Raw genomic sequence first — 12547 nt, forward strand, 5'->3', positions numbered from 1 at the left:
CGCGCGTGGGCGTCACCGTATCCGGAAGAGCGCGGCGAGGTAGCCGAGGCCGGCCGTATAGCAGGCGGAGCCGATCCACAGCGCCGTCACGAGAGAGCGGTTGCTCGCCCCGGATTCGAGGGCGAGGAGCGTAACCATGATGCCGTTGTGCACGAGCGCGATGACGAGCCCGCCCACGAACGCCTGGCGAGGGAGGATGAGGAGCGACTCACGTTCCTGGGCGGGGAAAAGCCCGAGGAGGAAGCCGACGAGCGTCTTCGTGAACATCTGGATGCCCCATGTGCCGTAGATGGCGTCCATGAGCAGGCCAAGACCGAAGCCGCCGACGGCTCCGTACCGTCGGCCGTACCGCAGGCCGAGCCATGCCACGAAGAGCAGCACGGCGTCCGGATAGGCGCCCCAGAGCCGAAGCCGCCCGAAGATCAGCCATTGCGCCGCCACGATGGCGAGACCAAAGGCTGTCTGTCGGAAAATGGAGAGCATGGATCGGGCGTGTGCGGGAGACGGCGGCGGCGTCCGGGCGTTGAGAAGACGTCCAATCTACGAACGCGCCGCCCGAGAAGGTATAAGCCGGGTAGGGATGAAAAAGAATTTCACGGCAGCCCGCCCGGAGCGGAAGAAGCGGCCGGAGGCTGGAACCTCGGAGAACCACGCCGGGTTTGGAGCCACGGAGCGGGAGGCGCCGTATGAATCGCCGACCGCTGGAGTGAAGTCGCCCGTCCACCTCCGTTGGAATCGCATGGCCCAGTCTTCGAACAGGAATACGTCGCGCAAGAAAGGCCGCCGGTCGTCTGCCCCCGGACGCCGAACGAGCGGTCCGCGCTCCCGCGGGCGCCGTCAGGGCGGCGGGATGGTTTTTGACCGGCGCAACTACGTGTTGCTCATCGCCGGGGTGTGCGTCATCATAGTCGGATACGTCATGATGCGCCTGGAAAATGAGGTGGACGGCTTCATCTCGCTGTACGTGGCGCCGGTGTTGATCCTCGGGGGCTATCTCGAGATCATCTATGCCATCATGTGGCGGCCCGGTTCGAAACCAGACCCGGGAGAAAGCGAAGCCGCTGCCTAGCCGAAAAGGCACTCTTCCACGCATGACCCGGATCGTGCGGGAGCAAACGATCATGCCGAAGCCCACACGCGAAGCCTTCCGTGCCGCGCTTACCCCCGCCGACGTGCGGGCGCTTCAGATCATCTACCTGGCCATCGCTCTGGGGGTGGCGCTTTTCGCTCTGGTCGTCGTCGCGCTCTTCTGGTGGCAGACCGAAGCGGTGGAGCCGACCGAGACCCGAATCTCGATCGTGCAGTTGCTTACCCTCGCCCACGTGCTCACCGCCGCGACGGTCTATTTTTTCGCCGGGCCGTTCGTTTACCGGAAAGTGCTGGAGACGGAGGCATCCGATGAAGGATCGGGTGCGGGCGGAGACGTGCTGAGGCGGATCCGAACCGCCGAGATCGTGCGGCTGGCGCTCATCGAGGGCGTGGCCATGCTGGGACTCGTCACGTGCCTCCTGGGCGTGCTCTTCGGCGTGCTCCGCGAAGCGCCCGTGTACTGGCTGAACCTGTTCTCGACCTTCGTACTGCTGGGCTTCGTCGGGCGCAACCTCCCGACGGCCGAACGCCTCGAAGCCGTTTTTCACAGGTATGTCGAGAGCCGACCGGGCGTATGAAAGCCGTCTCTCCGACCGGAAAGAAACGGCGATGCCAATGAAAAGGGGCGACCGTCTGTGGGCCGCCCCTGGTCTTTGGTGAGTATGCCGGAAGGGTCGGCGCTCAGTGGCCGTTGGAAGGCAGCGGAGAGGCGAACGCTTCCGGACGCCAGGAGAACATATAATCCGGGTCCTCGTGTTCGAGCGCGAGCCTGGTGAGGCGCAACGGGCGGAACGTGTCCACCATCACCGCGAGCTCTTCCGTGCTTTTCTTCCCGATGGATGCTTCCACCGTGCCCGGGTGCGGCCCGTGCGCGATGCCGCCGGGATGAAGCGTGAACGACCCCCGCTCGATGCCGCGTCGGCTCATGAAATTGCCCTCGGCATAATAGAGCACCTCATCCGAGTCGATGTTCGAATGGTTGTACGGGGCCGGGATAGCCTGCGGATGGTAGTCATACAGGCGCGGAACGAAGGAGCAGATCACGAAATTGCGCCCGGCAAAGGTCTGATGCACCGGCGGCGGCTGATGAATGCGCCCGGTGATCGGCTCGAAGTCGTGGATGGAGAAGGCGTACGGATACATGTAGCCGTCCCACCCCACGTAATCGAACGGATGATAGCGGAAGAAGAGGCGGTGGAGGTAGTCGTGCTTGGCGATGCGCACCTCGAACTCGCCCTCGGCGTCGATGGTCATGAGTTCGGACGGCGGGCGGAGGTCGCGCTCGCAGAACGGGCTGTGTTCGAGCAACTGCCCGAAGGTATTCATGTACCGCTTCGGGAAACGCACCTCCGAGAAGCTCTCGATGACGAGCAGCCGCCGCCTCACGCCTTCCTTGAATTTCCACCGGTGCGTGATCGTGCGGGGGACGTGCACGTAGTCGCCCGCGGTGAACTCGAGCACGCCGAAGGGACTCTCGAGCACACCCTCGCCCTCGTGCACGAAGACCACCTCGTCGGCGACGGCGTTGCGGTAGAAATAGGCCATCTCGTCGGTCGGCTCGGCCAGGGCGAGACGCACGTCCTCATTGCCCATCACGTACCGCCGCGCCGCCAGCCAGTCGCCGCCACTCTCGATCTCGAAGCCCTTGATGTGGCGATGCCGGAGAAAGTCGAGGTCCGTGTATTCGACCCCGTACGGGATCGGGTCCTCGATGCGTTCGACCACCGTGGGGGGATGGAGATGATAGGCAATGGACTGGATGCCGCTGAAGCCTTCCGCGCCGATCACCTCTTCGCTGTAGAGCCCACCGTCGGGCTTTCGAAACTGCGTGTGCCGCTTGCGGGGGACCTGGCCCAGTTTGAAATAGTATGGCATGGTTCGATAGCGGATTGGGGATTGCGTAGGAACGCGCCGTCAGGCGCCGTCGGCGGCCCGTCCCGGCAATCGGCGGTTAGAGGTTTCCACGCAACGCCTGTTCACGTTCGATGGACTCGAAGAGGGCTTTGAAGTTGCCCTTGCCGAACGAACGTGCGCCCTTGCGCTGGATGATCTCGTAAAAGAGTGTCGGGCGATCCTCGACGGGCTTCGTAAAGATCTGGAGCAGGTACCCCTCGTCGTCCCGGTCGACGAGGATGCCGAGTTCCTGCAACGCATCCACCGGCTCGTCAATCTTGCCGACGCGGTCCTGAAGCTCGTCGTAGTACGTCGTGGGGATATTGAGGAACTGCACGCCGCGGTTGCGGAGCGCCGTCACCGTGCCGAGGATGTCGTCCGTGGCCATCGCCACGTGCTGCACGCCGGGACCATAATAGAAATCGAGATACTCCTCGATCTGACTCTTCTTGCGCCCCGATGCCGGTTCGTTGATCGGGAATTTGATGCGCTCGTTTCCGTTGGCCATCACCTTCGACATCAAGGCGGAGTATTCCGTCGAGATGTCTTTGTCGTCGAAAGAGAGCAGGTTTTTGAAGCCGAGCACGTGGGCATAGAAGTCCACGTACCGGTTCATCTCGCCGAGGTGGACGTTGCCGACACAGTGATCGACATACTTCAAACCCACCGGGCCGGGCTTCCAGAATGGATTCTCCCAGGCGACGAAGCCGGGCATGAACAGCCCGTGGTACGCTTTCCGCTCGATGAAGCTGTGGATGGTGTCCCCGTAGGTGGCGATGGACGCCCGCACGATGCGCCCGTGTTCGTCTTCGAGCACTTCGGGCTCCCGGACGGCCTTCGCGCCGCGCCGCACCGTTTCCTCGAACGAGTACGTGGCGTCGTCCACCCACATCGCGATGTCGCGCACGCCGTCGCCGTGGCGCTTGATGTGCTCGGCGATGAAGGAGTCGGGCGAGAGGGGAGTGGTGAGCACGAAGCGAATCTTACCCTGCTGGAGAAGGTAGCTCGCTTCCTCTCGCGAGCCCGTCTCCAACCCGCGATAGCCGATGATCTGAAAACCGAAAGCGCTCTGATAATAATAGGCCGCCTGCTTGGCGTTTCCCACGTAAAACTCGATGTAGTCCGTCCCGTTGATCGGGAGAAAATCTACCTCGGGCGTGGAGGACGAAGGAGAGAGTACCTGTGTTGCTGCCATAACCTACCTCGCTTCACGATAGCTAAATCCGAAAACGAACGAAAAACAGGGGCCGAGCCTCAGCCGCGACGCTCGCATCCGGGCGACGCGCATGGAATTTACACCGATGACCGGAAGCCCACGTTCCAAAGGTACACATTTTATTCGGGGGGAAAAGCGGATGGACGCCCGGGGAGGTAAAGAATGAGCAAAAATAATCAAGTCTGTCCGAATAATTGTCGGAAATCAAAATATTATTCCGAATAAAGCTCGGCAATGACCTGGCCGCGGCGCTTTTCCGGAACGCGAGACGGGAAACAAACCGGCGGGATCGGCATGAGCAAGCCGTTCCTTCATGACTGCGCACCGAACCCGCACGCCGGATGAAGCCCTGGGAGACCCTGAAGAGCCGGTATCTGCTCAAACGCTGGTGGATGAACCTGCGCGTGGACCACGTGCGCCTGCCCGGCGGGGCGGAGCTGCCGGAGTTTCACGTGATCGAGTATCCGGACTGGGCGTGCGTGGTCTGTTTCGCTGAAGACGGGCGGCTCGTGATGGTGGAACAGTATCGCCACGGCATCCGGCGCGTGAGCCTGGAGTTTCCCGCCGGCGCCGTCGACCCGGGGGAGGACGGCCTGGCGGCGGCGCAGCGAGAACTGCTCGAAGAGACGGGCTACGCGGCCGACGTGTGGATGCGGCTCGGCCAGTGCTCGCCCGAACCGAGCAAGCAGACCAACTACGCCCATCTTTTCGTGGCGCGCGGCGCCCGGCGTGTGGCCGAACCGTCCTTCGATGAGGGCGAGGACCTCCGTTTGTGTCTCCTCGAACCCGACGAAGTGTTCCGTCGCGCGGAGTCCGGCGATATGATGCACGGCATCCACCTGGCGGCGCTTTTCTGGGCCCGCCACCGGGGCCTTTTCGACGAGGGCGGAGCCCCCGAGGCCGCGTGACGTTCGGCCTGGCGCATCATGCGGAGGAGCGGGACGTATCACCCCGATGCACGGGCAATAACCCACCGGGAGGATCGTTTGAAGAGCGAGGAGACACGGGCTCGTTCGACGATTCGAAAAGAGAGAAAAAGATGCGGAGCCTGAGGATAGGGACCTTCGCGGCGGGGATGCTCGCGGTCGCCGCGCTCTCGGCGTGCGGATCGCGCACGGGGGTGGTGGTCACGGGCTTCGAGGTGTCGCGGACCTCGTGGGATACCCTTCGGGTGCACGTCGCCTTCGGCGCGCGAAGGCTCTTCGGCGATCCCCGCCCGTTACGGCCGGATGAGACCACCCTCCACGTCTTCGACGCCGCTTTCGACACGTTGTATGCCGGGCCGGACCCGGTCATCCCCATCCCGGATGCCGACCTCGGGAGCGAGGAACGGCTGCTCGTGGAAGTGTGCGGGGCGTTCGGGGCGCATCGCGTCTGTGAACAGCGGGCGCTCCGGGCTTCACCCAAACGGGTGCTCGCCGAGCCGGACATCGAATACCCCGTGGACGAGCGCTACGAACGGGGGCGTTTCCGCTTCGGGTTCGCCGTCGAACGGCAGCGCTTCGGTGAACAGGCATGGGAGCCCGTGGCGCGGCGGCGGCCCGTCGGGGGCTTCATGCTCGCGTACGTGGACACGGAAGTAGGCGCGCCCGTCCGCGTGCCGTTCTCCCGAAACCGGGGGCGCTTCGACCTGGCTTCGCTCGACCACTATCGCGACTTCAAATATGCCCTTCAGACCGAACTCTTCGACGGCCGGGAGGCGGCCGTACGTTTCGACGTGTATGCGGACCTCATGGGCGCGGATCAACCCCTCACCTCCGTCGAGAAACGCATCGTGCAGAAGACGAACGAAGAGCGAATGGCCGAAGTGGCGGCGTTCGTCCGCGAGGCCGGCGCGCGTGTACTCGAACGTCTCGGCCTCGATCCCGGCCGGCGAAGGGTATACGTCTTCGTCGACGACTGGGCGTATGATCCGGGCGCGCGGGTCTACACGGTGACGATGGAACTACACTGGGCGAGCGGCTTTTTCAGCCGACGATGGCATGAACTCGACGGGCGGCTCGTGGTGAATGAGGACGGGAGCGAAGCGCGGTTCGAGCGTACGCGGGCGAAGGACGACGCCGAGCGCCGATGGCGCGAGCGCATTCCGGCGGATACGCTCCGGATCCCGAAGCTTCGGAGGCCCGATCACGGGCGTGAAGGGAACGTTGATCCGGAGCCGCCCCGGCGCGAACGGGTGAAGACGTGGTGAGCGGGCGGCGAGACGATAAACGTCGTTTCGAGACTCAGACGAAGAGCGGGGCCTCCTCACGCTCCGGCGGATTTTTCCGATCCGGAAGCCAGCTCGAGGCAAAAGTGACGGCTCCGAGCGCCGCGCCTGCGCCGATGATCAACTCGGCGGAACGGGCCGTCGGAACGTGTCGGGCCAGGAGAAAGACCGATGCGGAGGTCAGGGTGAAGCCCACGGCGCGCATCATCCAGCGGAGCGGGCGTTCCGTGCGGGAATGCTCATGGGGGGGGCGGCTTGTCTTCATGGCGGAAGGAACGGAGAATGGCTACGGATAACATCAGTTGAAATAGTCGCATACAAGGATTGTGCCGCCGGGAGACGGGCGACGAGAGAGGAGGCTACCTCGAGGGGTCGACGAGCGACTCGGGAGGATGCACCGGCGCGCGGAGACGTCCCGCATTGGCGCTGACGGTGCGCGCGAGCTGATCGAAGTATTTCGAGTTCCAGAGGGCGGCGTGCGTTCGGATGATCCGCCACTGCCGAAGCCGGTAGGGCGTCGGATTCGCCTGCGCGAGGTCGGCGAAGCGGGCTTCGAGGGCGAGCAGCCGGTTCCGGTTGGCATACGTGAACCCGAACCGGGCGATCTCAGCCACGAGGTCGTCGTACGCCTGGTCCCATGACGTTCGCTCACCGTCGGGCCGGGCGAAGGTGTCGTGATCGAAGCGGAAGGTGGCGGCAGGGTCGAAGACGTCGAGGCCGGCGTCGGCGAGGGCTTCGACGGCCCCGGGCGGGAGGAAGAAACGCACCGGCGCACCGGCGACGGCGTCGACGAGGTGAAGGTCCACCTCGGGCGGGAGGTCCACGCTGTCCGGCGCTTCGGGGAGGAGGAAGTGGGGGTTCATCGCCCGAAAACGATCGTAGAGGCGCGGGGTGAAGGCAGCCTCCCCCCAGTCGAAGCGCCGTCCGGTGGCTTCGAGCGCGCCGAGGAGTTCACTCAGAAAGAGCGCGTGGCCTCGTTTGAGTTGCACCCGCTCGGCGCGCATCGTCCGCGTCGTGTCGATGGGGAGCGTCTCCGTGGCGCGGAGTGAGCCGTACGCCGAGGGCACGTACGCGCGCGAGGCGCTCCGGAAAGAGGAACTCCGGGACACGGTGGCGTAACCGTCGGTCAGCCCCCACAGGAATGCGTCGAGCACATTCGGCTTCGAGGTGTTCGGGGTTGCGGCGCTCGTCAGGTAGGCGCGGTATATCTTGAAGAGGTTATACGGTCCGGAGTGATAGGCCGAAAGTCCCGGCAGTTCGTGCCCGACGGCGTTGGCATAGGCGCGCATGAGCGTGAAGGCGGGCTCCATAGCCAGCAGCGGGTGGCGTTCCTCCCACACCTGAACCCGCCCGCCGCTCGCGGTGCGAAGCTTGAAGTGGCGAATGCCGTTTTGCCGGAGCAGATACGGCATGATCTGATACCGGCTCCGCGCGCCTACCCGCGAGACGAGCGCGTCGTCGTTGAACGTCTCGACGGTGCCGACCTCGGTGGCGAGCAGGCTCAGCCCGAGCTTCCGCGCCAGCCGGATCTCATACTCGAGGAACGCCGTCTCCCGTTCTCGCGCCTCACGGACCTGGTCGGCGCGGCCCCACTTGACCATGATCGCCCCTTTCGGGAACCCGAGGGCCTGGTATTTTTTCGAGAGCCGCCGCGTCTCTTTGGCGCGCTTCCGGTCGATGTCGCGCCAGTCGATGGACGCTCCCCGGCGATACGCCTGGCGCTCCTCGATGAGGGTGAAAACTTCGAGGGTCTCGAACGTGCGGTTGTCGAGCACGCGGATCGTGAAGTTGTCGTCGATGCCCTGACGGGTCTCGTACAGGGAAAGCAGGGCCCGGAAGTCTCGGATGCGGCGACGGGTTGCCGGGTTGAAGCGGTCTCCGGGGTCGAAGGCGGTGAGATAAGGACGGTAGAGGCGGTCCGGGTGGAGGTCGAGGCTCCGCATCGTGAAGGCGCCCCGGCGGGCGTCGGGCGCGCGCGGCGTCTCGGCGGGCGTCTCGGAAACGCCGGCGGGGACGGCGTCGAAGTGGAGCAGCACGTTCCGGGCCAGCAGGTCCATCCCGGCGAAGGCCATCATGCTGGCGGTGAAAAGAATCAGGATCAGCAGCCCGAGATGGATCGAGCGCCGGTTCCACAGGAGCACTCTGGGGTCGATCCTGAAGTCTCCCTCCTTCGGCGGCGTCGGTCCTTCTCCGCTAAACGCCCTGTCTTTTCCCTCGTCCGTCATCATCATTTCTCAGGCACTTTGAACGCCGGGGCGGCGATGCATTTCGAGGATCGGAGTCGGTCGGGGGAAGATGGCTTGCGTGTCGAAGCGTTCAATAAATGAGTTCTTTCGTACATCGGTCGGTTACATGGATAAATTAATCCCTGCCTCGTTCGGGGTTCATTGCTCGGGAGGATGGCGTCGCCGTTTCCGGGCCTGATCGACGAGGCGGCGGAAGAGCGGCTGCATGGCCTCGCCCATGCGTTCGGGGTGAAACTGCACGCCTATCAACAGCCCGTCGGCACTCTCGATGGCTTCGACGACGCCGTCCGGCGATGTGGCGGAGACCGTGAACCCCGCGCCGACCTCGGCGACGGCCTGCACATGCCTCGTGTTCACCATGAGCGTGTCGGTCCCGAGCATATCGTGGAGGTGCGAACCCTCGACGAGGCGCACCGGGTGGACGTCCGCACCCCGCCCGGACGAATGGACGGACGCGCCGTTCCTCTGACGCTCGACGTCGGCGAAGATGGAGCCGCCCCGGACGGCATTGAGAAGCTGCATGCCATAGCAGATGCCGAGCACCGGCTTGCGGGCCTTCATGAACGCGGCGAGCACCCGACGATCCGAACGCGCGCGGACGGGGTCGGTCTCGTCGATGTCGGAGGGGAGTGCGCCGATGAGCCGATCCGTCACCGCGGGACCGCCCGTGATGACGAGTCCGTCGAGGAGGCCGGCGAAGGCTTCCGTCCCGGACTCGAGCATGGGCACGATCACGGGGAGGCCGCCGGCCCGCTCGATCGCCTGCACGTACGTGTGGTGCAAACGTTGTTCTCCCGCCTCGAACGATGTGGTGATGCCGATGCGAACCTCCATGCCCTCTGCGTCGCCCCTCTCCAAAATCCGAATGATCCGCTCCTTGAAATGTGCTTCGTTGCCTCCCATGGCCGTTGGACGGAGGTCGGTCGTTCATTCACCGGACCCCACCCGAACCGTGTCGAAAACATACGGCGTCGGGACGTGAAGTGGAAGCCTGAAAGGGGCAGAAGCGCGAACAAAATTGCCGGGCCGCCGGAATGAAGCGCCGGCCCGACCGACACGCTGTTCCGGTGGGTCCACGGGAGGGGTGAAACAGGTTTTTTTCCTACCGCATCCCGGAACGCACAGCGTATCCTTGTCCGGGAAGAAAGTATGCGAAGACCCGTGTTCACGGGAGGACGTCGCGGAGGGTCAGGCGCGCGGGATCGGAAGCGGCGGCGGCGTCGAGGCTGAGGAGGAGGTAATCTTCGGCGCGCCACGCGCTCGTCACGTGGGTGGCGAACGCTCCGGCGTCGAGGAGGTCGTGGAGTGCGTGACGGATCGTCCGGTTCCGATAGCGCTTCGAACTGGTCGAGGAGCCGTGGATGATGCGCACCCGGGCGCGCCCGCGCCGGGCGGCTTCGCGGATCGTGGCGCGGACCAGGCGCATCGCTTCCTCGACCGTCGCTCCGTGAACGTCGAGGGTGACCGTGCGCCCGTCGTCTTCGAGTCTGGGAAAAGGCATCGCAGGGGAGGGGAGTCTCAAGGATGGACGCCGCGAAGCATGAGGCCGGCGGCTGGAGAAAAACGGACGTGGAAGCCGACGGTTTTTGCCGAAGGATCTGGCAAGTTAATGATAAAAATGCGTTCTTAAGCATTGAAAAATTCGATAGTTCGGCGCTTCAGTCCACGTTGTATGCTCCGGTTGGTAGGTCTGGACGAGCGCGTGCGAGAGCCTGTTGGGTGTCACTCCGGAATGACCGGGCCGGACCGGCTCAGAAGAACTCACCCGGCCGTAGGAATATAGCGGCCAACCATTTCACGGAGGGCCGTCGTTTTTTCCAGACCGCAGGCAACGTCCATTCCGGGCAGGCAGGAAAGCGTTGCTTGCGATGCGCATTGCGGAGACGAACGGTTCTGATGGACCGGCGCAGCGCGCCCGGACGTTTTGACGGGAGCTGTTTTTGTCTCGGCTTCCGGGAATCGTAGGGACGAGGCGGTAATTCAAGGAGGGCCAACCTATGGGAGCGCGTGAAGGAGGAGTCGTGCAGCCGGATGTATCGTTCGAGGTCTTTCTCCAACTCGATTTTCGCGTGGCGCGAGTGACGCGAGCGTCTCTGGCCGAGGGGACGCGCGCGCCCTCCCGGGTGCTCACCCTCGACCTCGGACCGCTCGGCGTCCGCACGTCCGTGGCGCAGTTTGCGCTCGTTCCCGAGGCGGAGATGGTCGGGCGGAACGTCGTCGCCTGTTGTAATCTCGGCACGCGCCGCATCGGGAAATACACGTCGGAGGCGCTGGTGCTCGGGACGCCGCATCCGGACAACCCGCCGGGACAGGGGCAGGCCCTCCCGCTCTTCGCTCATCCCGAAGCCGCGCCGGGCGACCGGGTTTTCTGAATGGAACGTCGCGCACATATCCACGAGTCGGGTGTCCGGGCCGGGACGTACGAGCGCGCCTTGGAGAACCGGCCTATCGAGGACGCCGGTCTGGGCTATGCGGCCACGCTCGACGCGCAACGGCGGGCCCTGGCGTGCATCGCCGAGGACCTTCGCGCCGTCACCTCGGGCGGGCGGCTCGACGCGCCTTTCTTTTTCGATTCCGCCGAAGCCTGCATCGCTACGTATGCCGAGGCGCTCGGGCACGTCCGCGAGCGGTTCTGGACGACAACCCGCCTCCATTCCGGCTTCTGGACCGTCCGCGATCCGCGCATCATCGAGGCCAACGTTCGGATGACGCGCCGCGTGCGTACGCACGGAGGCACGGTGCGTCGTCTCTTCCTCCTCGATCAGCCGCCCGAGCGTGTGGCGCAAGCCTATCGGGATCAGCGCATCCTCCATGATCAACTGGGCAACCGGGAGGAGGTCAAGCGCCTCGACGACGCTTTCGAGACCCTGAAAGAGAACCTCCACGCCCTCGCAGCGGACGGCTGTGAGTTGCGGGTGATCCATGACGCCGAGGGTCGGCACCGGGCCCTTCCCGAAGCGATGGCCTGGCGACCGGAGGACTCGGAACTGGCGATCTACGACCGTTTCCGCGTGGACGCCTTCGGCGGAGGACGGACCGGACGCATCACGAACGTGCGGAGCTTCAGCCGGGCAATGCGGGACTTCGAGGAGCATCTCGCCGCCGCCGAGGCCTTCTTCGTCGATCTGTGGGCAACGGCGGATGCGATGCCGAGCTATCTCGCCCGGCTCGATCGCGCGGTGGCCGCTTCGAAAAACCGGATTGCCTACCGCTCGAACTGGCTGGCGCGCTACGAATATGCCCTCGACCCGGAGGACGAAGCCCTGAAGTCCGCCGAAGCGCGCGCCCTGGCGGAAGCCCTCCGCACGCGGGGCCGCTGGGGGCATGTGGGGCGGTGCCTCGACGTCGGGACGTGCACCGGGCGGTATCTGCTCTTCCTCCGCGACGCCGTGCGCCCGGAAGGGCGGATCGTGGGACTCGACGACAACCTTCAATGCGTACAGTTTGCCCGGGCAAACGTGGAGCGCGAGGCTTCGGACGACGCCCGCATCCGCATCCTCCACGGTGACTTCGGTGCGCCTCGGCTCTCGCTCGAGGACGCGCCTTTTCATCTGATCACCTGTATGATGAGCACCCTCTCCCACTTTGGACGGGACCGCAACGACGGCCTCGACGACGCGCTTCAGGAGACGCTCCGGCGCATGCGGCGGTTGCTCGACCCGCGGGGCGTGCTCGTCTTCAGCCTGTGGTCCGGAGAAGCCTGCCGAACACGGCGTTTTCTCTCGATATACCGGCCCGAGGACGGGCGGAGGCTGGCCTCGTGGACGCCCGGCAGGCAGGAGACGGAGCGGCGACTCTCGGCGGCGGGCTTCGAAACGGTCGAGCGGATCCGACCCGATTCCCGGCTGGACCTGTGGATCTGTGAACGCGGCTGAGGGAACCTCAAACAAACCC

The 12547-nt window shown here is 64.8% G+C and carries 13 protein-coding genes; 6 read left to right on the forward strand and 7 right to left on the reverse strand.

Annotated elements, in window-relative coordinates:
• Window positions 1-12 precede the first annotated feature (12 nt).
• Window positions 13-483, reverse strand: coding sequence for a rod shape-determining protein MreD (mreD, locus tag AC1HIY_RS04220; protein ID WP_479575461.1), 471 nt, complete (start codon window positions 481-483; stop codon window positions 13-15).
• 367 nt (window positions 484-850) lie between these two features.
• Between mreD and AC1HIY_RS04225 the strand changes: the two genes are divergently transcribed.
• Window positions 851-1069: a DUF3098 domain-containing protein gene (locus tag AC1HIY_RS04225; RefSeq protein ID WP_479575462.1), complete on the forward strand. Its 219-nt coding sequence runs from the start codon at window positions 851-853 to the stop codon at window positions 1067-1069.
• 22 nt (window positions 1070-1091) lie between these two features.
• On the forward strand, window positions 1092-1667 hold the full coding sequence (locus AC1HIY_RS04230) for a hypothetical protein (protein WP_479575463.1): 576 nt from the start codon (window positions 1092-1094) through the stop codon (window positions 1665-1667).
• 103 nt (window positions 1668-1770) lie between these two features.
• On the opposite strand, the gene AC1HIY_RS04235 is transcribed toward AC1HIY_RS04230, so the two are convergent.
• Both AC1HIY_RS04235 and hppD read right to left on the reverse strand, forming a co-directional pair.
• A complete protein-coding gene (locus tag AC1HIY_RS04235) occupies window positions 1771-2964 on the reverse strand; it encodes a homogentisate 1,2-dioxygenase (RefSeq protein WP_479575464.1) in 1194 nt (397 codons plus the stop codon).
• Window positions 2965-3040: 76 nt separating this feature from the next.
• The gene (gene hppD, locus AC1HIY_RS04240; protein ID WP_479575465.1) at window positions 3041-4177 is read right to left on the reverse strand and encodes a 4-hydroxyphenylpyruvate dioxygenase; all 1137 of its coding nucleotides are present in this window, start codon (window positions 4175-4177) and stop codon (window positions 3041-3043) included.
• Window positions 4178-4539: 362 nt separating this feature from the next.
• On the opposite strand from hppD, the gene AC1HIY_RS04245 reads away from it, so the two are divergent.
• The gene (locus tag AC1HIY_RS04245; RefSeq protein ID WP_479575466.1) at window positions 4540-5106 is read left to right on the forward strand and encodes an NUDIX hydrolase; all 567 of its coding nucleotides are present in this window, start codon (window positions 4540-4542) and stop codon (window positions 5104-5106) included.
• Between the two features lie 131 nt (window positions 5107-5237).
• The gene (locus AC1HIY_RS04250) at window positions 5238-6389 is read left to right on the forward strand and encodes a hypothetical protein (protein WP_479575467.1); all 1152 of its coding nucleotides are present in this window, start codon (window positions 5238-5240) and stop codon (window positions 6387-6389) included.
• A gap of 34 nt (window positions 6390-6423) precedes the next feature.
• Here AC1HIY_RS04250 and AC1HIY_RS04255 read toward each other — a convergent pair whose 3' ends face one another.
• The 4 genes from AC1HIY_RS04255 to AC1HIY_RS04270 all read right to left on the reverse strand — a co-directional run bounded on the left by AC1HIY_RS04255 (window position 6424) and on the right by AC1HIY_RS04270 (window position 10154).
• Window positions 6424-6672 (reverse strand): hypothetical protein, encoded by a 249-nt coding sequence (locus tag AC1HIY_RS04255; protein ID WP_479575468.1) that lies wholly within the window; start codon window positions 6670-6672, stop codon window positions 6424-6426.
• 94 nt (window positions 6673-6766) lie between these two features.
• The gene (locus AC1HIY_RS04260) at window positions 6767-8632 is read right to left on the reverse strand and encodes a hypothetical protein (RefSeq protein WP_479575469.1); all 1866 of its coding nucleotides are present in this window, start codon (window positions 8630-8632) and stop codon (window positions 6767-6769) included.
• Between the two features lie 159 nt (window positions 8633-8791).
• A complete protein-coding gene (locus tag AC1HIY_RS04265; RefSeq protein WP_479575470.1) occupies window positions 8792-9487 on the reverse strand; it encodes a gamma-glutamyl-gamma-aminobutyrate hydrolase family protein in 696 nt (231 codons plus the stop codon).
• A gap of 331 nt (window positions 9488-9818) precedes the next feature.
• Window positions 9819-10154, reverse strand: coding sequence for a Smr/MutS family protein (locus tag AC1HIY_RS04270; protein WP_479575471.1), 336 nt, complete (start codon window positions 10152-10154; stop codon window positions 9819-9821).
• Window positions 10155-10650: 496 nt separating this feature from the next.
• On the opposite strand from AC1HIY_RS04270, the gene AC1HIY_RS04275 reads away from it, so the two are divergent.
• Together AC1HIY_RS04275 and AC1HIY_RS04280 are read left to right on the forward strand one after the other, a co-directional pair.
• A complete protein-coding gene (locus AC1HIY_RS04275; protein WP_479575472.1) occupies window positions 10651-11025 on the forward strand; it encodes a tRNA-binding protein in 375 nt (124 codons plus the stop codon).
• On the forward strand, window positions 11026-12528 hold the full coding sequence (locus tag AC1HIY_RS04280; RefSeq protein WP_479575473.1) for a class I SAM-dependent methyltransferase: 1503 nt from the start codon (window positions 11026-11028) through the stop codon (window positions 12526-12528).
• The last annotated feature ends 19 nt before the right edge of the window (window positions 12529-12547 follow it).

The organism is Rhodocaloribacter sp., from assembly GCF_056451265.1.